This is a genomic window from Nocardioides sp. NPDC058538, assembly GCF_042719275.1.
In the GTDB taxonomy this organism is placed as follows: Bacteria; Actinomycetota; Actinomycetes; order Propionibacteriales; family Nocardioidaceae; genus Nocardioides.
This window is the reverse complement of record NZ_JBHXNY010000005.1, coordinates 154,825-176,487: the sequence shown is the minus strand read 5'-3', so window position 1 is coordinate 176,487 and position 21,663 is coordinate 154,825. Positions and strand designations below refer to the sequence as shown.

Here is a 21,663-nt window from a genome sequence, read left to right as displayed (position 1 = left end):
CGTCAGCCCCGTCGGCCGAAGCGTCACCCGAGTGCCAACTCGGCCGACGCAGGTGACGTCTCGGCAGGTTATCCACAGGCGTTGTGGATTGTCGGTGCAGGAATTCCAGCGTGGTGTGAGACTCCCCGGCATGAGCACGCGCTACCGGATTCGGCCGGGGTATGTGGCCGTACGACGTGATGAGACCCGACTCCAGATCGGCATCGACCCGCCACGGCGGGCGATCGTGCAGGACGGCATGGAGGTACGCCGCCTGCTGACCGACCTCGCCGCCGGCCGGGCGGTCGAGCCCGACCACCTGCCCGGGCGGCACGCGATGCAGCAGCTGAGCAACGCCGGCCTGCTCATGGACGCGGACGGCGCCGAGCCGCCACCACGGATGGGCTTCCACGGTCCTCCCGCGCTGCTCTCGGCGGCTCGCGCGCTGATCGGACCGGCCTCGGCGGAGCCGAGCGATATAGTCGTGCTCCTCTCCGAAGGACCGCTCGACCGCGAACGAGCAGACGAGCTGGTGCGCGAGGGCCGGGCACACCTCGTCGTCGAGAGCGGACCCGACACCTGGACGGTGGGCCCGTTGGTCGTACCCGGCGTCACCGCATGTCTACGCTGCGTCGACGCGACGCTCGCCGAGGAGGACGAGCGGAGGGCCGTGGTCGTGAGCCAGCTCGTCGGCAACGAGGTGCCGAGCGACGCACTGCTGCAGTCCCTCGCACTCTCCTGGGCAGTACGCGACGCCCGCACCTACCTCGCCGGGCGCACCCCGGCCTCCTGGTCGGCGTCGGTGGTCCTCACCCGTGACGACGCACCCACCGTCCGGCCCTGGCTGCGGCATCCCTACTGCGGATGTGCCTGGGACCTGATCGCCTCGGCCGGCACGGCGGCGGGCGAACCGGCTTGACCTGCGTCGACGCCTCCGGCACCCTTGCGGACATGGTCACGAAGAGCGCGCTGCGACGACGAGGCATGGGTCTCTGACCCCGCCCTCGCGTCAGCCTGCCCTCTTCACCTCCTAGGACCACTCTCGTGCACGAGCACACCCTTGCCCTGTCGGCATACCTGCAGGACGCGGTCGTCGCCTGCTTCGGCGACGCCTACGCCGGTATCGATCCCGAGCTGCGGCCGGCCACCCGGCCCGAGTTCGGCCACCTCCAGTCCAACCTGCCGCTGCGGCTGGCCGGTCCGCTCGGCCTGCCGCCGCGCGAGATCGGCGCCCGCCTCATCGACGCCGTCGACGTGGGCGACATCTCGACAAGCTCGATACATCGCATCTCGACAAGCTCGATACATCGCCTCGGCACCCTCGAGCTGGCCGGCGCCGGGTTCCTCAACCTCACCTGGTCCCCCGCCGTCCTCGGCGCGGTCGTCAGTGACCTGCTGACCGACCCACACCTCGGCGTACCCGTCCCGGAGAGCCCGCAGCGGGTCGTCGTCGACTACTCCTCCCCCAACGTCGCCAAGCCGATGCACGTCGGCCACCTGCGCTCCACGGTCATCGGCGACTCCCTGGCCAGGGTGCTGGCCTACGCCGGCCACGACGTCGTACGGCAGAACCACCTCGGCGACTGGGGCACTCAGTTCGGCATGCTGGTCGAGGAGCTGCTCGGCGAGGGTCTCAACGACCCGGCGACCGTCGCCGACCTGGACATGACCGAGCTGCTCGCGCTCTACCAGCGGGCCAAGGCGCGCTTCGACGACGATCAGGGTTTCGCCGGCGCCGCCCGGGGGCGGGTGGTCGCGCTCCAGTCCGGCGAGCCGACCACCCTCGCGCTCTGGCAGGCGCTCGTCGACGCCTCGATGGCCGAGTTCGAGGCCACCTACAGCCGGCTCGGCGTACTCCTGACCGATGACGACTTCGACGGCGAGAGCCGCTACAACCCGCAGCTTCCGGGCCTCGTCGAAGACCTTCGGGAATCGGGTCTGCTGACCGAGTCGGCCGGTGCCCAGGTCGTCTATCCCGACGGATTCACCGGCCGTGACGGCGCCCCGCTGCCGCTGATCGTGCGGAAGGCCGACGGTGGATTCGGGTACGCCGCCACCGACCTCGCCACGATCCGGCACCGCGTCGACGACCTGGCCGTGGACCGGGTCGTCTACATCGTCGACCACCGGCAGAGCCAGCACTTCGAGATGGTCTTCGCCGTCGCCCGCGCCGCCGGCTGGCTGCCCGACTCGGTGGAGGTCCAGCACATCGGCTTCGGCACCGTGCTCGGCCCCGACGGCCGGCCGTTCAAGACCCGCTCGGGCGAGACGGTCTCGCTGACCGCCCTGCTGGACGCCGCCGAGGAGGCCGCCGCGGCCAGCTACGCCGGCCCCGAGGCGATGTATCGAGCTTGTCGAGATGTCGTACGCGCCGTAGCCAACGCCGCGGTGAAGTACGCCGACCTCTCCAACAACCTCGCCCGCGACTACGTCTTCGACCTCGCCCGGATGTCGGCCATTACCGGCGAGACCGGCCCTTACCTGCAGTACGCCCACGCCCGGGCGTGCAGCATCCTCGCGCAGGATCCGCAGCAGTCGTACGTCATCGGCACCCTGTCCCACCCCGCCGAGCAGCGGCTGGCGCTGGAGCTGACCGGCTTCGCCGCGGTGGTTGCCAAGGTCGCCGACACCTTGGAGCCGCATCACCTCACCACGTACCTCTACGGCGTGGCGACCGCCCTGACGGCGTTCTACGAGAACTGTCCGGTGCTCAGGGCGGAGGGTGAGGTCAGGCAGACCCGGCTCGCATTGTGCGAGGCGACCCGGCGAGTGCTGTCAGGGGGACTCCGGCTCCTCGGCATCGAGGCGCCGCAGAGGATGTGAGCTCAGGCCCACCAGTCGGAGTCGAGCTTGGCTTCCATGGAGCGCACGTGACGTCGCGAGCAGGCCTCGCAGAACGACTTCGCACGCCCACGCTCAACCGCGGTGGTCCACGCGAGGAGGCGGTTGGGGTCGGCCTCGTAGCATCCGCAGAAATCGCAGGTCTTCATGGCTCAACGATAGGTCGAAATCCTGCGCTTCAGAGGGCGCAACACCGAAATTCTGCATCACCTGAATGTCAGCGCCGTGTTACCTCCGGGAAGGCAGGACACAGGCGGTGTCGAGGCCCAGAACGTGGTTGAGACGGCCGAAAGCCAGCCACGATCCGAGGCACATGCTCAGCTCGACGATCTCGGCATCGGTGTAGTGGGCCGACATCCGGTCCCAGAAGTCCTGGTCGATGCCGTGGTGGTCGATCGCGTAGCGCTCGGCGAACTCGGCGGCGAGCCGGGTGCGGTCGTCGAAGGCGTCGGTCGTACGCCACTGCTCGACCGCCTCGGCGAACGACTCCTCGACCATCTCGCCGTCTCGCTCGGTGCGCCAGTCGAGGCAGAAGACGCAGCCGTTGATCTGCGCGATCCGCAACCGGGCGGCCTCGAACTCGCGGAGCCCGAGCGTGGTGTGCTCGTAGACCGCGAGCGAGAGGCCGGCGGCGGCAGGACCGATACCGGGGACCATCTCGCCCCAGACGTACTCGATCGGATCCCGCCCATCGGGAACGTCGACGATCATGCGGTCACACCTTCCTGGGCGGCCTTGGCCGCGCCGAGCTTGCCGGTCGCCGGACGCAGGGGTACGTCGAGCGCGTCGTAGAGGCCGGGGCCCGCGTCGATGAGCCACTCGATCGCGCCGACGAGCCGTCCGACCGCGGTGGCATTGCCGCCCGCCGCCCGGTTGCCGGCCTTGTCGGTCGCCTCGACCGTCACCTCGATGCGCGGATCACCCTCGATGATCACCCGGTGGGCGCCGTCGCCGTCGGGTGGCGTCGGCCAGTGCGGGGCGCATGAGGGATGGATGCGGGTGACGTGCTCGACGACGATGAGCGGCTCCCCGGCGACGATCCCCTGGACCTCGAATCGCACCGCACCCTGGGTGCCCTTCTCGAAGTCGCCCATCGACGCGGTGGTCACCGTCTCGTCCAGCGGCAGCCGCTCGACGGTCTCCCGGATCTCGTCGAGCTCGACCTCGAGGCCACGGGCCAGCAGCCTGACCTGGCCGCCCCACACCATCGTCGGGACGGTCTCCGCGAGCATCGGAGCGTCGTAGTCCATCGGCTGGCCCATCCCGACGAGATAGCGTACGGAGTCGGGCTGGTCGTAGGTGGAGTAGTCGAAGATCTCCTGGCAGCGGACGACGTCCACGGTGCTGCCCAGGCCGCTGACCAGCAGCGGCAGTACGTCGTTGCCCCACCCGGGGTCGACACCGGAGACGAAGAGCGACCCGCCGCCCCCGGCGATCGCGGCCAGCACCGGCTCACGCATCTCCGGCGGAGCGTTGCGCTGGTCGTAGAGCGCGTAGAGGGCGGGCGTGACCACCACGGCCCCGGTCCCGAGCGCTCGCACGATGTCGGCGAGTGCATCGTCGGGCCGGATGTCGCCCGATGCGGCGTACACCACCGCCTGCGGACGTGTCGCGAGCACCGACTCGATGTCGTCGGTGGCGGCGACGCCGAGGTCACGGCCGAGCCCTGCGAGGTCGCCCGCGTCCCGGCCGACCTTCTCGGGGTCGTGGACGAGAACGCTCGTCAGCTCGAGTCGTGGATGTGCGTCGACCGCGCGGATGGCGAGTCGACCGATGTTTCCCGTGCCCCAAACGCATGCGCTGACCATGCGATCTCCCTTGCCGGTTGCCCTGTTGGATTGCGTTGCCGGATTGCGTGAATGTTGCGAATCTGTGACACCCCCACCGGCATACTAGAACATGTTCTAGCAATCAGTGATGAAGATCAGTGATGAAAAGGGAGGTCATCTTGAGCAACACACCACGAGAGGACAGGTCGCGGGGCCTGTCACGCCGAGGGTTCGTGCTCGGCGCGGGCTCACTGGCTGGTGTCGGAATGCTGGGAGGAGCATTCGGAGCCAGCCCGACATGGGCATCAGCTGCGGCGTCGTCGATCGGCAACGGCGCACAGGTCCCGGTTCTGGTCATCGGCACCGGCTACGGCGGCTCGGTCGCGGCCCTGCGGCTGGCCCAGGCCGGCATCAACGTCCACATGGTCGAGATGGGGCAGGACTGGGCCACAGTCGCACCAGGGAGCGACGGCAAGATCCATCCGAAGATCACCAGCCCGGATCACCGCGCCTTCTGGATGCGCACCCGAACCAAGCAGCCGCTCAGCAACTTCCTCGGGTTCCCCATCGACAAGAACATCACCAAGCATGCCGGCATCCTGGACGCCGAGGACTTCGCCGGCATCTCCGTCTACCAGGGACGCGGCGTCGGTGGCGGCTCGCTCGTCAACGGAGGCATGGCCGTCACCCCGAAGCGGGAGAACTTCGGAGCCGTCCTCCCCTCGGTGGATGCCGCGGAGATGTATTCCACCTACTACCCGCGGGCCAATGCCGCCCTCGGCGTCGGATCCGTCGACCCCGACTGGTTCGAACGGACCTCCTACTACCAGTACTCACGTGTCGGCCGGAAGCACGCTCAGCGCTCAGGCTTCGCGTGGACGTTCGTCCCGGACGTGTACGACTGGAACTACATGATGGCCGAGGACAACGGCAGCGTCCCGAAGTCGGCGCTGGCCCAGGAGGTCATCTACGGAAACAACCACGGCAAGAGGACGCTGCCCAAGACGTACCTCGCTCAGGCGGCCGCCACCGGGAAGGTCACCATCTCCTCTCTGCACCGGGCCACCTCGGTCCGGCCCGCGGCAGCCGGTGGGTACGACGTCGTGCTGGAACAGATCAACACCGCCGGCGACGTCGTGGCGACGAAGACGGTCAACGCGGGCAAGGTGTTCTTCGCGGCCGGCAGCGTCGGCACGAGCAAGCTGTTGGTGAAGATGAAGGCGACCGGCTCGCTGCCCGCACTGAACGGCGATGTCGGCCAGGGATGGGGCGACAACGGCAACGTGATGGTCGGTCGGGCGAATCACATGTGGGACCCGACCGGTGACGTGCAGTCGACGATCCCGTGCTCCGGCATCGACAACTGGGACGCCGGCGGCGCCTTCGCCGAGGTCGCGCCACTGCCTGCCGGTCTCGAGACGTTCGCGTCCTTCTATCTCGCGATCACCAAGACCCAGCGCCGGGCGGCGTTCAGCTACAACTCGGCCACGGGCAAGGTCGACCTGTCGTGGCAGACCGCGTGGAAGCAGGACTCGATCACGATGGCGAAGACCATCTTCGACAAGATCAACAAGACGGAAGGAACGATCTACCGAACCGATCTCTTCGGCACGAACAAGATCTGGGGTGACCACCTGACCTACCACCCGTTGGGCGGCGCCGTCCTGAACAAGGCGACCGACGACTACGGTCGGCTGCACGGTTACGACGGCCTCTACGTCATCGACGGCTCGCTCATTCCTGGCAACACGAGCGTCAACCCGTTCGTCACGATCACCGCCCTCGCGGAGCGGAACATCGAGAGGATCATCGCCACCGACCTCTGATCGGGTCACGGCAAAACATGGGACCGGCCGGTCCGAGGGTTTCTCGGACCGGCCGGTCATCTTCCACACCCGCGATCAGAGGGGTGAGGTCTGGGGTCCCATCGGGGACCCAGAGGTCGCGCAGGCGGTGCGCAGCAGGCTGCCCTGCCCGCGAGACCTCTTAGAGCGCGCGGGCAAGAGCCAGCTTCGCCTGGACGGCGGCTCGCTCGGCCTTGCGGCCCAGGCGAGCGGCCTTGACGAGGGCATGGCCCCGCCGCAGTTCACGCGCCTCTCCCAGGCGCGCGGACATTTGCGCGCGCGCCAGGTCTTCGTAAAGCAAGTTCATCTGAGTGCTCCGTACTCGGTTGGTGTTCATGTCTGTTTGTTGTCCTTCTGCGAAAGCCGACCTGCTGGTCAGCGGGCTCCGGCGCCCATGGTCATCACGATCGTGTTCATGGCTGTTGCCTTTCGTCGTTGAACGGCTGCTGGTGTCGATGGTGTTCGGTTGCTCAGGCGGCGTCCTTGCGGGGCCGGCCACGGGGCCGCTTGCGGGGGATCACCTTCCCCTGCAGGAGCAGCTGGCCGCCCCAGACGCCCCAGGGCTCACGCCGGTCGAGGGCGCTGGCGAGGCAGAGCGGCTGCACGGGGCAGGTCGCGCAGAGCGTCTTGGCGAACTCGACGTCGGCGGGAGACTCGGCAAACCACAGCTCCGGGTTGTTGACCCGGCAGGGCAGCTGGTCCTCGTCGTAGCGGTTGGCGCGGTCGTGGAGAACGCCGAGAGTGACCTCGGGCTCGAGAATGCTGGTCATATGTACACCTCCTTTGTGACTGATCGCGGGTTTTGAGAAACAGAAAGGCCGCGGATCCCGGGTTTCGGGTTCCGCGGCCTGGAGGCTGCTGTGACTACGTGGTTCTACGTAGTCGGACAGCTCCAGGCTCGAATCCCGTGGGACTTGACCTTGATGGCATCCGCCTGCGGGGACACGAGTCCCTCGATGCGCATGCCGTAACCGGCGCCCGTAAAGGCACCAGCAGCCGGGGTGGCCCAGGTCGGGCTGGACAGCTCCGGGTGGCCGCACGCGGACATGGCGATGCCATTGATCGGCGTCTGGATCCCATTGGTGTTAACTGTGATCTTCATCTGGGGCCACCTCCTTCGGGGCTGTCGGGCGCGCCTCAACGGCGCGCGGCTTTACTTGATGAAAGAACAGTAACCGGCCGGACAGGTCGGCGGCAAACGATTAAACCCGTTGATTTCGACGAATTTCCGTGAAGGACTTTTAGGCCTCCGCGGAGATCACCTGAAGGACTTCCACGCCGTACGTCTCCACCTTGCTGCGGCCGATGCCGGCGATGCGCTGCAGATCCTGGAGGGTGCCCGGCTTCTGCTCGGCGATCTGCTCCAGGGTCGCGTCGGTGAAGACCACGAACGCCGGCTTGCGGATCGCCTCGGCTGTCTCCTTGCGCCACTGCTTCAGCCGGCCGTAGAGCTCCTCGTCGTAAGGCGCGTCGCAGCCCTCATGGCGGCCCATCCGCTTCTCCGCCGCCGAGCCGAGCGGCCCGCCGCAGGCCTTGCACATCCGCGCCTTCCCGGAGCCGGGGCGCCGGGAAGGCGCTGTGGAGGACCGAGTCGGTCGCAGCGGGTCGAGGAACCGCGACGGCCTGCGCCGCGCGGCCTGGCCCGGCTGGCGTGCCAGCGCCCAGGACAGGGTCAGGTCCACCCGCGCCCGGGTGAGGCCGACGTAGAGCAGCCGCCGCTCCTCCTCGATCTCGGCCGGGGTCGGCTCCTCGCCACGGAGGATGAACGGCATCGTGCCGTCCTGGAGGCCGACCAGGAACACCGAGTCCCACTCCAGGCCCTTGGCGGCGTGGAAGGTCGCCAGGGTCACTCCCGACGGGACCGGTGCGTGCTGCTCGGCCGCGCGGCGGTCGAGCTCCGCGACGAGCCCGGCCAGGTCGCCGCCGGCCGCGGAGAAGGTGCGCGCCTGGTCGATCAGCGCCTGCCACGACTCCCAGCGGTCGCGGGTCTGCCCCCGACCCTCGGGCGGCTCGGAGGTCCAGCCCATCCCGGCGAGGATCCCGTGGACCGACTCCAGCAGCTCGTCGCCGATCACGGCACCCTGGCCGCCTCGCGCCGCGCCGCGGATCCGGGTCACCGCCTCGCGGACCTCGGGCCGGTCGAAGAACCTGGCGGCCCCGCGTAGGACGTAGGGGATCCGGCGCGCGGTGAGCGCGTCCTCGTAGGCCTCCGACTGGGCGTTGATCCGGAACAGGATCGCCATCTCGTTGTAGGGCTTGCCGGACTGGTGCAGACGCAGGATCTCGGCGGCGACACCCTCGGCCTCGGCGACCTCATCCGGCTGCTCGACGTGCTCGACGGCCGGCCCGGAGTCGCGCTGGGCCTGCAGCTGGACACCGGCGCTCGGCGTACCTTCCAGGATCTTGTTGGCGGCCTTCACGACCTGCGGCGAGGAGCGGTAGTTGCGGACCAGCTCGACCGAGGTGGCGCCGGGGTGCTTCTTCGGGAAGTCACGCAGGTAGGCGGCGTCGGCGCCGGCGAAGGTGTAGATCGTCTGCGCCGGGTCGCCGACGACGCAGAGCTCGCTGCGCCCGCCCAGCCACAGGTCGAGCAGCGCCGACTGGAGCGGCGAGACGTCCTGGAACTCGTCGACGGTGAACCATTTGTACTGTCGCCTGACCTGCGCCGCGACGCGCTCGTCATGCTCCAGGAGGCCGGCGGTCAGGAGCAGCACGTCCTCCATGTCCATTCGCGCCTGGGTGCGCTTGACGTCCTCGTAGGCGGCATAGATGTGCCCGACCATCGCCGGCGTCAGCCCGCCGACCTCCCGGCCCCGGGCCTCGGCCGACTTCGGGTAGTCGTCGGGGTGGACGTTGGAGACCTTCGACCACTCGATCTCCGAGGCCAGGTCTCGCGCCTGGGCCTGGTCGACGTTGATCCGCTGGCGCTGTGCGGCCGCGCGGATGAGCGGGATCTTCGACTCGGTCAGGTTGGGCAGCTCGGTGCCGTAGACCTTCGGCCAGAAGAACCGCAGCTGGCGCAGGGCCGCGGAGTGGAAGGTGCGCGCCTGGACCGCGCCGGCGCCCATCGCCCTCAGCCGCTGCCGCATCTCCCCCGCCGCCCGGGTGGTGAAGGTGACCGCGAGGACCTCCGGGGGCGCGTAGACGCCGGTGGCGACGCCGTAGGCGATCCGGTGGGTGATCGCCCGGGTCTTGCCGGTCCCCGCACCCGCCAGAACCCGGACCGGACCCCGCAGCGCCTCCGCCACCCGGCGTTGTTCAGGGTCGAGGGCGGCGAGGAGGGACTCGGGGGTCATGGGCGGGGCAGGGTTCAATTGGGAATGGCTCCTCGGGGTGGGAACGTTATGCCTTGCAGGCCAAGACTATTGGCTCGCACCGACAGTTCTGATGAGGAGAGCCCCCGATGAGCAGCTTCACGATGTACACCACACCCTGGTGTGGATACTGCCAGCGACTCAAGGGTCAGCTCGGCCGTGAAGACATCACCTTCGACGAGGTCGACATCGAGCAGGTCCCGGAGGCCGCGCAGATCGTCGAGCAGGTCAACGGCGGCAACCAGACCGTCCCGACCCTCGTCTACTCCGACGGCACCGCGATGACCAACCCGTCGATCGCTCAGGTCAAGGCGAAGCTCGCCGAGCTGGTCTGACGCCGGTCACCACGAGCCGGGCAGCTCGCCGCCGTACCACTCCTCGACCAGCGAGCGGCTGATCGAGATGCCGCTGGGCAGCTTGATCTCACCGCTCTTCGCGACCGCGGCGAGATCCGCGCGGGTGAACCAGCGCGCCTCGCGGATCTCGTCCTCATCGACCGTGATCTCGGTCGACGTCGCGCGCGCGAAGAAGCCGAGCATCAGGCTGGCCGGCAGCGGCCAGGGCTGGTTGCCGAAGTAGTCGACCTGCCCGACACGTACGCCGACCTCCTCGGCGACCTCGCGACGGACCGCGTCCTCGAGCGACTCCCCCGGTTCGACGAAGCCGGCGAGGGTGGAGAAGTTGGGCGCGGGCCAGCGGGTGTGGTTGCCGAGCAGGCAACGCTCCTCGTCGCTCCCGGGCTCCCCCGACGTCACCAGCATGATCACCGCCGGGTCGGTGCGCGGGAAGCTCACGTGTCCCTCCGCGCAGGCCAGCTCGTGGCCGGCTGAGCGCGGTTCGAGGGCGCCGCCGCACCGGGAGCAGAACCGGGTCGCCCGATGCCACTCGGCCAGTCCGATCGCATGCATCAGGAAGCTCGCCTCGGTCGTGTCGGCGAGCAGCGCGGGGAAGAGCCCGCGCAGATCACGCCACGTCTCGCCGGCCTCCTCGCGACCGGTGAGCACCGCGAACCGGGCGCCTTCGGCGGCGTCGCCGAGGAGCAGCCGGATCCCCTCCGGCGAATCCGCCGGCGTACGCCACCTCACGCCGGTCGTGCCTGACGGCTCGACCCTGTTGCCGGCGACCACGAGGACCCTCGTGGTCTCGTCCGACCAAGCCTTGTCGACCCAGCCGTCGTCGGCGCGCAGGTGGCCGGAGCGGTCGTGGCCAGAACGGTCATGTACAGCCTGAATGATTCGCAGATGGATGGGCAGCTTCGGGGAGTCCACCCGTCAGAGCCTATGAGGTGGGTATATGTTCCGCCGCGTGGATCGGTTCTGGCGTATCGCCGCTGTCGTCTCCGTCGTGGTCGCTCTGGCGATCAACGTCTACATCGCCTGGGGTTCCAACCTCTCGTTCATGTACGACGAGATCGGCACCGTCATCCATGGACGGACCGTCCTCGGGCTCGACTCGCCGCAGCTGAACACCCCCGGTTACTACCCCGGGTGGGGCGTGCTGCTGGCGCCGTTGTGGCTGGTCACCTCCAACGTCTTCACGTTCTACCAGCTGGCGATCGTCGTCGGTCTGGTGATCAGCATGCTCACGATCTGGCCGCTGGCCCGGGTCGCGGTGCGGCTCAGCGGGGTCACGCCGGCGCAAGGTGTGGTCGCCGGCGCCATCGTGATGGCCCTGCCGGCGCGCGCGATCCAGGCCGACTACATCCTCTCCGAGCGGCTGGTCACGCTGCTCGTCGTCCTGGCGACCCTGGCGGCGTTCCGGCTGTACTCGAAGCCCACCTACCGCGGCGTACTCCTGCTCAGCCTGCTCACCGGGCTCGCGCTCTTCTCCCATGCCCGGATGCAGGTCTTCGTCGCTGCGGTAGCGCTGTGGCTGATCTGCTTCATCGTGCACAGCTTGCTGGTGCGCAAGTGGCAGGTCGCCCGTATCGCACTCGTCGGACTGGTCGCCACCGGCGTGCTCGCCGTGATCGCCAACAAGGCCGCGCTCTGGTTCCACGCGCAACTCGTGCCGTGGAAGTTCATCCAGGCGCAGGGCTTCTTCGAGAAGGTCACCCAGGCCAACCCCCGGTACTGGGCCGACACCTTCGCCGGCGAGGCCTGGACCCAGATGATCGGCAGCTTCGGCGTCGTGGTCGTCGGCCTGGTCGTGGTGACCACTCTGTTCTGGAAGGAGCTCCGCTCGCGACAGGTGGGGCCGGCCGGGTTCGTGCTGATCGCGGCCGGGTCGATGTACGTCCTCAGCTGCCTGAACTGGGGCAACGAGTATTCGCTGTTCACCATGGAGTGGCGGCGCTTCGACTACTGGATCTACGGCCGCTACATAGACCCGGTCTTCGCGGTCCTGGTGCTGGCCGGGGTCTGTGCGGCGATCCAGGCCGTACGTTCCCGGGCGGTCCTCGTCTGGACCTGGGTGATCGTCGCCGGAATCTCGCTGGTGACCATCCTCGTCGTCGCCCCGGACGCACCCACCTGGGCCTACACCACCCCGGCGCACATCCCCGGCGCGATCCCGTGGTGGTGGGCGCTTCCGGACGGAGAGTTCCCACAGCCTGGGCCGATCCCGTCGTTCACCAACGACAACCGCTTCTGGCTGATCGCGACCCTGTGCTCTCTGGTGCCGCTGGCGGTCTGGACGCTCCTCGCCGTCATCTCCCGGTTCAGCCCGCGGCTGAGCTCACAGGGGGCTCACCGGGTGCGCTCGGTCGTCGTCACCGCGCTCGTCCTGGTCGTGGGCACCGCCGGATCTGCCGTCGCCGACGTGGCCTCCGACAAGTTCCACGACCACTTCAACCACGCCACCCCCGTCGTCGACGACCTGCGCTCGATCCTCGCCGAGCACCCCGATGCGGTCGTCGCCTACGACGACAACTGCCCCCGCCGCCCCTCGGCGATGAACTCCGAGCGCAACTGGCTGATGTGGTGGATGCTGCCCACCATCGTCGAGCGCGAGTGGGAGTGGGGCGACGACATCGTCTTCTCCTGCCCCTCCGGCGAGCCGGCGTTCGTCACCGGTGCGGTGATGCTGCGCGAACGTCCGTTCCCACTTGCCACCGTCTGGATCATGCCCGGCGATCTGCTCGACTCGTTGCGGGAGTCGGGTGAGTTGCCGGAGGTTGCGCGGACGGTGAAGTAGCTCTCGGCTGTTCGTCGCGGTTCGGTTGGTCTCGGTCTGGCGCTTGGATGGGACCGATTTCTCTGGCTGGGCTGGGCCGCCGACCCGTTCTTCACGGTCTTCTCGACCTGGACCGGAGTAAAGGACGCCTGCGGCCGCCGGCTACGCCGGTCGCCTGCGGCGATCCTTGACACCGGACCACGTCGAGAAAGATTTGGCTGGCTATCGGGGCGGCGGCCCGGGTGTGGCCACGGCACACTCACCCACGGCAGGTAACCGATCCACGCCAGACAGACAAGGGGTCCCCGCGTGGAAGAAAAATTCCTTCCACCCCACCAACCCTCCCGCGGAGAACGGGCTCTGAGCGGAAAGAAAATTCCTTCCCCCAAGCCCCCTCCCAGAGGCCGCACCGCGCCGAACGAAAATTCGTTCGCCTCCCCGACGCGCCTGCCGAGCTGATCACGGACGGAAAGAAAATTCCTTCCACCGCTCGGCCCGACCACCCAAGATCCCAAGCCCCCGCCCAACCCAAACCCCCGCACCAAACCCCTGCCGCCGACCCGATAACCAGCCAAAATTCTCGGCTACGACCGGTGTCAAGGATCGCCGCAGGCGACCGGCGTAAGCCGGCGGCCGAAGGCCGTCCTTTACTCCGGACGACGGCGAGAACACCCTCCCCGAAAGGGTCGGCGGCAAACCCCAGCCACAAATGGCGGTACCCAAACGTGCGCCGAAAAGAAGGCGCTACCGATCCCCGCCCAAGATCCGCTCCAACCCCTCCCGCTCAGGAAGCGCAGCAGGCTCGACGAGCTTCCCAGAGCGTACGTAGTAGAACGCCGCCCGAACCCGAGACAACGGCACCCCCATCAACTCAGCCCACCCAAGCCGATAGAGAGCCAGCTGGAGCGGGTCGGCGTTCTGGGTCTGGTTGGTCTTCCAGTCGATGATCAGGAAGCTCCCGTCGGGCTCCTGGTAGACCGCATCGATCCGCCCACGCACCACCTGACCTGCCAGGACGATCGCGAAGGCCGCCTCGACCCGGTACGGGGGGCGGTCGGCGAACGGGCCCTGTTCGAAGGCGGCGATGACCTCCTCGAGACCGGACTCGTCCTCGATGCCGTGGTCGGCGCGACCGGGCAGGTCGTCGGGGTCGAAGAGGTCCTGCTGGCCGAAGCGGGCCTCGACCCAGGCGTGGAACCGGGTGCCGAAGCGGGCCTGGGAGGACGGCTTGCGGGGCATCGGGCGGACCAGGTCGGCGGCGAAGCCGAGCGGGTCGTCGCGCAGCTTCGACATGGCGGTAGCCGACAGCGACGAGGGCAGCGGTACGACCACCTCCGGAGCGCGCTCGCGCTCCGCCTCGGTGAGCAGCCGCTCGATCTCCTCGTCCCACTGGTTCACCGTCTCGAGCAGGGTGAGGTCTTCGAGGTCATCCGGCCCCGGGCCCACCTCGCGGACCAGCCTGGCCGCCTCCAGACGGCGCTCCACCTCGGGGGTGTGGTGGTTGATCGGCCAGGGCAGGTCGACCTCCTGCGCGGCGTACGGGCTCTCCTCCTCTCCCTTCACAACCACGTCGGCCCAGCGGTCGGGCTTGGCGCCCCACTGGAGCAGCGCCTCGCGGGTCTTCTCCACGTAGACCGACGGCCCACGCCCCTCCTTGAGCGAGGGTGACCAGCGCCAGCACGAGACGAACTGGATGTGGCGGGCCCGGGTCCAGGCGACGTACGCCAGCCGGAGCTCCTCGACGCGCTCGTGCTCCTTGCGCTCGGCGAGGAGCTCGTCGATCGAGTCGGCGTCGTGGCCGTGGAGCTGGGGCAGGTCGGCGCGGTCGCCGCGGAGGGCAGCGGGCATGACCGACGGTACGGTCAGCCACGACGAGCGTGTCTGGCCGGTCGGGAACTTCTTGTGGGTCACCCCGACCAGGAAGACGACGTCCCACTCCAGGCCCTTGGCGCGGTGGACGGTCAGCAGCTTGACCGAGTCGGCCTCCGAGGGCGTGGCGACGTCGAGGCCCTGGCCGTATTCGTCCTCCGCCTCGAGGTAGGCCAGCAGCGCGGCGAGGGTGACCTGACCGTCGAGACCCTCGAAGTCGGCGACCGCCTGGACGAAGAGGTCGAGGTTGTCTCGCCTGGCCGAGGCGGCCGGGGAGACCGAGGCAGCCAGCTCGACATCGATGCCGGTGACGTCGATGATCCGCCGGACCAGGTCGAGGAGCGGCTCGTTGACCGCCCGGCGCAGCCCACGGAGCTCGTCGGCGAGGAGCTTGAACCGCTCCCTGGCCTGTGGGGAGTAGTCGTAGTCGGAGGTGTCGCCGGGATCCTCCAGCGCGTCGTTGAGAGAGGGGATCTCGGTGGGGTCGGTGCCCTCGACCGCCGCCTCCAGCTGCCGCTCGATGTCGGCGAACTCCTCAGCGCCGCCGACGACGCCGGCGAGGTCACGTGACCTGCGTCCGAGGATGGCCAGGTCGCGCGGCCCGATAGCCCACCGTGGGCCGGCGAGCAGCGTGAGCAGCGCGGCGTTGGCGGTGACATCGTGGAGCAGCTCCATCGTGGCCACGACCTCGGCCACCTCGGGCAGCCGTAGCAGCCCCTTCAGGCCGACGATCTCGACCGGGATCTCGCGAGCGGTGAGCGCGTCGAAGACCGCTGCCGCCTGCGAGTTGTCCCTGGTCAGCACGCCGATCTCCTTCCACTCCCCGACCGCCTCATGGGCCTCGATCACCTTGTCGGCGAGCCAGAGCAGCTCATCGTCGTACGTCTCGTGGACATGCACCCGCACCTCACCGTCCCGTGCGCCCTCGGCGGCGACCAGGCGCTCCTTCTCGCGGCCCTCGTAGAGCTGGGCGGCCAGATGGTTGGCGGTGTCGAGGATGCGCGCGTCGGAGCGGCGGTTGACGGTCAGGGAGTAGGCGGGGCGGCTTCCGTCCTTCGTCGGGAAGTCACGGCCGAACTCGAGGATGTTGCTCACCGAGGCGCCGCGCCAGCCGTAGATCGCCTGGTTGGGGTCGCCGACGGCGGTGACGGGGTGTCCGTCGCCGAAGAGGCGGGCGAGCATCTGGGCCTGGGCCACCGAGGTGTCCTGGTATTCGTCGAGCAGCACGACCTTGAACTTCCCGCGCTCGATCTCACCGACCTCGGGCGTCTCCACCGCCAGCCGAGCGGCCAGCGCGATCTGGTCGGAGAAGTCCATCAGCCCGAGCCGGTCCTTGAGCCGCCGGTAGCCGTCGACCAGGTCGAGCAGCTCGTAGCGCTTGTCGATCGCGTCGATCGCCTTCTCGACCTTGGTCAGCTTGGTCTTGACCCGTTTCCCGTCGGCCAGCTGGGCGTTGAGGTCGGCCACCTCCAGCGCGAACAGCGACCGCTCGTTGCGGTCGTAGGCCCGCAGCGTGGCGGGGTCGACGAGGTGCTCGGAGAGCTCGGAGTCGAGCGCGAGCAGCTGCTGGACGGCCAGCTTCGGGTAGTCGGTCAGCTTCTCCACCGGGTGGGTGTGCCGGGCTACGGCCCGAGCGGCGAGCTGATAACGGGTCGCGTCGGCGATCAGCCGGGTGTCGGGCTCGTGACCGATCCGCAGCCCGTGCTCGGAGAGCAGGCCGGAGGCGTAGGAGTGGTAGGTCGAAACGGTCGGCTCGGTGGGCTCGTCTTCCTCATCACCGGGCCGCGGCGGACCCTCGCGCCGCTCGGGCCACAGCCCCGCCTTCTGGAGCGACTCCCGGATCCTGGTGGCCAGCTCGGCGGTCGCCTTCGTGGTGAAGGTCAGACCGAGCACCTCCCCGGGGAGTACGCGGCCGGTGGCGACCAGCCAGACGACTCGAGCGGCCATCACCGCGGTCTTGCCGGATCCGGCACCGGCGATCACCACGGCCGGCTCCAGCGGAGCCGTGATCGCGCGGAACTGCTCCTCGCTGTAGAGCCAGTCGTGGCCCATCAGCTTGGCGAGCTCTTCGGGGGTCTCGACCTTCATCGCTGTGCTCGTTCCAGGGTTCATGACAGCACCGATCCCGAGGTCTGCGCCGGGCAGAGCGCGACGAACTGGCACCGGTCGCACTGCTTGCCGGGCCGGGCCACGAACTCCTCGGCCCGGACCGTCGCCACCGCCTTCTCCAGCTGGGTGATGATCTCGGGCGGCTCGGGGGCCTGCACCTGCACCTTCGGCAGCTCGCTCCCCGAACCCGCGGGATGGCGCAGCTGGATCAGCTCCGCTCCCCCGGACGTTGCCCCGGGCGCGAGCTCGGACGCGGCGCCGTGCTCGACGGCCAGCTGGTAGAGGCCGAGCTGACCGTGCTCCTTGACCTCCTGCGCGGTGGGCGGATACTTCCCGGTCTTCAGGTCGACGACGACGATCCGGCCGCTCTCATCGAGCTCCAGGCGGTCGGCATAGCCGTTCAGCCGCACTGTCTCACCACTGGGCAGCGAGACCTTCGCGGTCAGCTGTTCCTCGAAGCCGATCACGGTCCGTGCGCCGGGGCGCCGGTGCCAGGTCAGGAACCTGGCCAGTACGTCCTGGACCGCCTCGCGCTCGCGGGCAGCGGACCACGGCGTACGGAACTCGAGGCGGCCCCAGACCTCGTCCACGAACGGCATCAGGTCCTCGACGGTGGCGGCGTCGAGGTCGCCGCGGGCGAGCTGTTCGGCGATCGCGTGCACGACCTTGCCGAACCCCTGGCTCGAGGAGTCGGTGACGGCCCCGCCCGCCTCGCGGGCCAGGAACCACTGCGCGGGGCAGGTCAGGATCGCCTCCAGCGCCGACGCGCTCAGCGTGATCGGACGGCCCTCGGGACGCACCGCGGCCGAGGCGTACGTCGGGGCCCGCAGCCCCCACCAGGTCGACGGGTCGGCAGCGACCGCGATCCGCTTGCCGCGCACCTCGGTGGCGGCCAGCTTCTGCAGCCTTCTCGCGGCCGCCTCGCGCAGCGCGTCGGGCTGGGCCGGATCGGCGGCGGTGCGGCGCAGCTCGGCGATCAGACCGGCCAGCGACAACGGCCGCGTCGGCCGGCCGACCCGGTGACGGATCTGGTCCTCGCGCAGGCCGAGCTCGTTGATGAACCGCGACGGCTGGTCACCGTCGTCGTCGGGCGACTTCACCGCGGTCACGACCAGCCGGGACCGGGCGCGGGTGGCGGCGACGTAGAAGAGCCGGCGCTCCTCGGCGAGCATCGCCGAACGGGTCAGTGGCGGCAACAGCCCGCCGTGACGGCCGTCCGGCAGCGCCGGGGCGATCCGGTCGGGGCCGAGGAGCGAGTCGCGCCGGCGCAGGTCGGGCCAGGCGCCCTCCTGAACGTGGGCGACGACCACCATACCCCACTCCAGCCCCTTGGAGCGGTGGGCGGTGAGCAGCCGCACCGCCGAGCCGCGTACGCCCTTGTCTGCCAGAGTGTCCGCCGGAATCTCCTGGGCACGAAGCGTGGCCAGGAAGGTCTCCACCGAGGTGAACTCCTGACGGCCCTCGATCTTGGCGGCGGTGTCGAAGAGCGCCACGACGGCATCCAGGTCACGGTGGGCCAGCCGCGCCGCCGCGCCACCCGACTCCACCTGCGCCCGCAGCCGCTGCCCCCACTCGGCGCCGTCCCACAGCGTCCACAGCACCTGCTCCGCCCCGGCGCCCCCCTTGAGCGCAGCCCGGGCCTCGGCGAGAAGGGCCGCGAGCCGGCGTACCCGCCCCAGCACCCGCTCCTCGCCCCCGCTGGTCGAGCCGCCGGAGCCGCTAGGCGGAGGCGTGTCGAGACCAACACGGTCCGCTTCGGCGCGCGCATCGACTGTGTTGGTCTCGACACGCTCGCTGACGCTCGCGACTCGACCGACGGCGGAGACCAGCAGCGACGGATCGAGCACGGCGCGACGTACGAGATCGTGCGCGGCGACGTCGGGGAACCTCGCCCGCAGGGTGCGAGTGAGCGCGCGGACGTCGGTGGCGTCGAGGCCGCCGAGAGGACCGGTGAGCAGGTCCTCGCAGCGGTCGGGGCGTACGTAGCGCTCGTCGAGATCCGACTCGACGTCGGCGTCGACGACGACTCCGAGCGCGTCGAGGAGCACCGCGGCGGCGGGCTCGCGAACCAGCGGGGTCTCGTCGGCGGCGACCTCGACCGGCACGCCGGCGGCGGTCAGCGACCGGCGCAGCTGCGGGATCGAGGTGCGGCCCGAGCGCACCAGGACGGCCATGTCGGACCAGTCGATGCCGTCCTCGAGATGCGCGCGGCGGAGCAGGTCGGCGATGTGCTCGGTCTCGGCGCGGTCGGTGTCGAAGGTGAGCACCTCGGCCCGGCCGGGGTCCTGAGCCAGCGGATGCGGGTTGCGGAAGGTGTCGTAGGCCGCGGCCGGGATCGAGCCGCGCACCGAGATGCCCGCCGCGATCGACCGCGACGCCCGCAGCAGCCGCGACCCGAACCGGCGGGTCGTCCCGAGCGCCACCACCGGCGCGTACCGGCGCTCCCTGGTCAGGAACTGCGAAGGGAAGTCGAGGATCCCGTTGACGTCCGCGCCCCGGAACCCGTAGATCGACTGGTCGGGGTCACCCACCACGATCAGGTCGCGCCCGTTCCCGGCCAGCGCCTGCAGCAGCGCGACCTGGCTCGGGTCGGTGTCCTGGTACTCATCCACGAACACGCAGGCGAACTCGGCCCGGAGCTCGGCCGCATGCCGCTCGGCCTCGATCACCCCGCGCATGATCAGGTCGGGGTAGTCGATCGCCGACTGCGCACCGAGCACGTCGAGATACTGCTCCAGGAACCACCCGGCGGCAACGAACTCCTCGATGCGCTCCTCCCTGCCGAGCGCCACCAGCTGGTCGGGGTCGAGCCCGCGCTCGCGCGCCCGCGCGATCACGGTCTGCACCTCACGCGCGAACCCGCGGGTGCCGATCGCCATCCGGAACCGCTCCGGCCACCTCACCGACTCCGGGTGGTCGGCCAGCAGCTCCTGCAGCACCACATCGGCCTCCGGCGCGGAGAGCAGGGTCAGCGGGGCGGCGTAGAGCTCGGCGGGCGCGTAGCGCCGCACCAGCCCGTAGGCGAAGGAGTGGAAGGTCGAGGAGACCGCCCCGGACAGCGTGCGTCCCAGCCGCGCCGTCACCCGGTCGCGCAGCTGCTCGGCAGCCTTGCGCGAGAAGGTCAGCGCCAGCAGCTGGTCAGGACGTACGCCACGGTTCTCGATCCGGTCGACCACTGCCTCCACCAGTGTGGTCGTCTTGCCGGTTCCTGGTCCGGCCAGCACGAGCAGCGGCCCGTCGGGATGCTCCACGACCGACCGCTGATGCTCGTCGAGAACCGGCACGGCAGCAGCGCTCGGCGGCGGGGCAAGGCGGTACGCGACACTCACGAGTCCCACCCAACCAGACGACACCGACAGTTTTCAGAGGTCCCCTCAGACCGCATGCCCCAGGCGCATCCGCACCGCGACGACATCGTCGAGGTCGATCCCCTCCGCCTTCCGGACGACCACCTTCAACGGCAGCAGATAGGTGCCGTCCTTGGGAAACAGCGCGGTGGTGAAGGTGGTCGCGCCGATGGTGGCGGTGACGGCGACCTGGCCCCAGTACTCCAGACCCCGGGCGTCCTCCTTGAGGTCCTCGGCGTCTTGGACGGGCATCGGCACGTAGTAGAACGGCGCCGGTCCGCGCCACTCGATGACGGCTCCTTCGAACGCGTACTCCATCTCCTACTCCGCAGTGCCTGATTCTGGGGCCAGCTCGAAGTCGTCGAAGTCGAACCCTGGTGAGACCACGCAGGAGACGAGCGCGTCCTCGGCCGAGGGGACCGTACGCTGCCACACCCCCGCCGGCACGACGGCCTGCGGCACCTGGCCGGCGGCGATGTCGACCCCGACGCGCACGGTCTCACCCTCGACCGGCGCCGAACCGGCGCCGCCGAGCTGGAGCGACACGACGCCGGTGTGCGCCAGCCAGATCTCGTCCGAGGTGACGCGGTGCCACGCGGACGACTCCCCGGCCAGGAGCCGGAAGTAGATCAAGGTCGCGGTCGGACGCACCCGCCCGTCGGGCAGGGTGACGGTCTCGGCGGCAGCCCAGGTCTGCCGGAACGCCCCGCCTTCGGGGTGCGGCGCGAGGTCAAGAGCGGAGGTGATGGAGTCAGCGGTCACCCGGCTCATTGTGCCGGGTCTCGTTGGCCGGGTCGTCGGGGAAGCGCGGGTCGCCGAGCAGGTACTGCCAGATCAGCCCCGGCTTCTTGTGCGGCAACGGCTTGGGACCACCGACGGAGCGGTTCTCGACCGCGTCCCAGACGGCGTCGACGGGACGGGCCACGCGGCGTACGACCTTTCCGGGAAGACCCGTGTGCGGGAGATGGGGATGTGGACGCGAAGGTGCCCTCCGCTCGGCCGCGGCCATCCGCTCCGCGATCAGGAGAAGCTCGTCGTCGGAGGCTTCCTCGGCGAGGCGCGAGACCAGCTCGCCCTCCCTCTCCTCCTGGTCGATGAGCGCCTCCTCGACCTCGCCCCACAGCGTCGGCCACCGATGGGTGGTCTCCCAGGTGGAGCCGTACTCGTGCGCCTTCACGTGGAAGAGCAGCACCTCCAGGTGCCGCGCCATGGGAAGGTAGTCATGGACCAGACCGGCTCCGCCCTCGCAGTGAGCGGAGACCGCCGGGAGCAGTGCCTCGTCCACCGCGTGCAGGTGGCGGGACGTACCGGCGTTGAACTGGTCGATCGGCGGGCAGCCCCGGCGGGTCTGCTCCGGCCTGGCGATGATGCTCCGAGCGTGGGCCAGGCGCCCAGCGAGCTCGTCGTGCTTGCGTCGCAGCTCGTCCTGCAACACGGTCGTGGTGGCCATCTGCCTCACCTCGGCTGCTAGCCCATC

The 21,663-nt window shown here is 69.5% G+C and carries 18 protein-coding genes; 5 read left to right on the top strand and 13 right to left on the bottom strand.

Features of this window, described 5'->3' with window-relative positions:
- Positions 1-130 precede the first annotated feature (130 nt).
- Both ACFWQC_RS06850 and argS read left to right on the top strand, forming a co-directional pair.
- Complete coding sequence (locus ACFWQC_RS06850) at positions 131-898, top strand: hypothetical protein (protein WP_378674902.1); 768 nt, start codon at positions 131-133, stop codon at positions 896-898.
- A 158-nt stretch (positions 899-1,056) separates the two neighbouring features.
- Complete coding sequence (argS, locus tag ACFWQC_RS06845; RefSeq protein WP_378675078.1) at positions 1,057-2,802, top strand: arginine--tRNA ligase; 1,746 nt, start codon at positions 1,057-1,059, stop codon at positions 2,800-2,802.
- 2 nt (positions 2,803-2,804) lie between these two features.
- Here argS and ACFWQC_RS06840 read toward each other — a convergent pair whose 3' ends face one another.
- The 3 genes from ACFWQC_RS06840 to ACFWQC_RS06830 form a co-directional block, all read right to left on the bottom strand.
- Positions 2,805-2,969 (bottom strand): hypothetical protein, encoded by a 165-nt coding sequence (locus ACFWQC_RS06840; protein WP_179659503.1) that lies wholly within the window; start codon positions 2,967-2,969, stop codon positions 2,805-2,807.
- A 79-nt stretch (positions 2,970-3,048) separates the two neighbouring features.
- Complete coding sequence (locus ACFWQC_RS06835; protein ID WP_378674899.1) at positions 3,049-3,531, bottom strand: carboxymuconolactone decarboxylase family protein; 483 nt, start codon at positions 3,529-3,531, stop codon at positions 3,049-3,051.
- Positions 3,528-4,628, bottom strand: a complete 1,101-nt coding sequence (locus tag ACFWQC_RS06830) for a dihydrodipicolinate reductase (protein ID WP_378674896.1) — start codon at positions 4,626-4,628, stop codon at positions 3,528-3,530. The genes ACFWQC_RS06835 and ACFWQC_RS06830 overlap by 4 nt, the downstream gene beginning before the upstream one ends.
- A gap of 227 nt (positions 4,629-4,855) precedes the next feature.
- Between ACFWQC_RS06830 and ACFWQC_RS06825 the strand changes: the two genes are divergently transcribed.
- On the top strand, positions 4,856-6,415 hold the full coding sequence (locus tag ACFWQC_RS06825) for a GMC oxidoreductase (RefSeq protein WP_378674893.1): 1,560 nt from the start codon (positions 4,856-4,858) through the stop codon (positions 6,413-6,415).
- A 160-nt stretch (positions 6,416-6,575) separates the two neighbouring features.
- On the opposite strand, the gene ACFWQC_RS06820 is transcribed toward ACFWQC_RS06825, so the two are convergent.
- The 4 genes from ACFWQC_RS06820 to ACFWQC_RS06805 all read right to left on the bottom strand — a co-directional run bounded on the left by ACFWQC_RS06820 (position 6,576) and on the right by ACFWQC_RS06805 (position 9,729).
- Complete coding sequence (locus ACFWQC_RS06820) at positions 6,576-6,740, bottom strand: hypothetical protein (RefSeq protein WP_229788002.1); 165 nt, start codon at positions 6,738-6,740, stop codon at positions 6,576-6,578.
- A gap of 163 nt (positions 6,741-6,903) precedes the next feature.
- Positions 6,904-7,203 (bottom strand): WhiB family transcriptional regulator, encoded by a 300-nt coding sequence (locus ACFWQC_RS06815; RefSeq protein ID WP_355021597.1) that lies wholly within the window; start codon positions 7,201-7,203, stop codon positions 6,904-6,906.
- Between the two features lie 104 nt (positions 7,204-7,307).
- Complete coding sequence (locus ACFWQC_RS06810; protein ID WP_378674888.1) at positions 7,308-7,535, bottom strand: hypothetical protein; 228 nt, start codon at positions 7,533-7,535, stop codon at positions 7,308-7,310.
- A gap of 139 nt (positions 7,536-7,674) precedes the next feature.
- Positions 7,675-9,729 (bottom strand): ATP-dependent DNA helicase UvrD2, encoded by a 2,055-nt coding sequence (locus ACFWQC_RS06805; protein ID WP_378674885.1) that lies wholly within the window; start codon positions 9,727-9,729, stop codon positions 7,675-7,677.
- 107 nt (positions 9,730-9,836) lie between these two features.
- On the opposite strand from ACFWQC_RS06805, the gene ACFWQC_RS06800 reads away from it, so the two are divergent.
- The gene (locus ACFWQC_RS06800) at positions 9,837-10,082 is read left to right on the top strand and encodes a mycoredoxin (RefSeq protein ID WP_045551315.1); all 246 of its coding nucleotides are present in this window, start codon (positions 9,837-9,839) and stop codon (positions 10,080-10,082) included.
- Between the two features lie 6 nt (positions 10,083-10,088).
- On the opposite strand, the gene nudC is transcribed toward ACFWQC_RS06800, so the two are convergent.
- Positions 10,089-11,015, bottom strand: a complete 927-nt coding sequence (gene nudC, locus ACFWQC_RS06795) for an NAD(+) diphosphatase (RefSeq protein WP_378674882.1) — start codon at positions 11,013-11,015, stop codon at positions 10,089-10,091.
- 37 nt (positions 11,016-11,052) lie between these two features.
- Between nudC and ACFWQC_RS06790 the strand changes: the two genes are divergently transcribed.
- Positions 11,053-12,882: a hypothetical protein gene (locus ACFWQC_RS06790; RefSeq protein ID WP_378674879.1), complete on the top strand. Its 1,830-nt coding sequence runs from the start codon at positions 11,053-11,055 to the stop codon at positions 12,880-12,882.
- 723 nt (positions 12,883-13,605) lie between these two features.
- Here ACFWQC_RS06790 and ACFWQC_RS06785 read toward each other — a convergent pair.
- Genes ACFWQC_RS06785 through ACFWQC_RS06765 form a run of 5 tightly spaced genes read right to left on the bottom strand, consistent with a single transcriptional unit; the run spans position 13,606 to position 21,636 of the window.
- A complete protein-coding gene (locus ACFWQC_RS06785) occupies positions 13,606-16,818 on the bottom strand; it encodes a UvrD-helicase domain-containing protein (protein WP_378674876.1) in 3,213 nt (1,070 codons plus the stop codon).
- 20 nt (positions 16,819-16,838) lie between these two features.
- On the bottom strand, positions 16,839-20,168 hold the full coding sequence (locus ACFWQC_RS06780) for an ATP-dependent helicase (RefSeq protein ID WP_378674873.1): 3,330 nt from the start codon (positions 20,166-20,168) through the stop codon (positions 16,839-16,841).
- A gap of 45 nt (positions 20,169-20,213) precedes the next feature.
- Positions 20,214-20,504: a DUF1905 domain-containing protein gene (locus tag ACFWQC_RS06775; protein ID WP_378674870.1), complete on the bottom strand. Its 291-nt coding sequence runs from the start codon at positions 20,502-20,504 to the stop codon at positions 20,214-20,216.
- Between the two features lie 3 nt (positions 20,505-20,507).
- Positions 20,508-20,957: a cupin domain-containing protein gene (locus ACFWQC_RS06770; RefSeq protein ID WP_378674868.1), complete on the bottom strand. Its 450-nt coding sequence runs from the start codon at positions 20,955-20,957 to the stop codon at positions 20,508-20,510.
- Entirely contained in the window at positions 20,938-21,636 is a 699-nt protein-coding gene (locus tag ACFWQC_RS06765; RefSeq protein WP_378674866.1) for a hypothetical protein, read from the bottom strand. The genes ACFWQC_RS06770 and ACFWQC_RS06765 overlap by 20 nt, the downstream gene beginning before the upstream one ends.
- Positions 21,637-21,663: the final 27 nt, after the last annotated feature.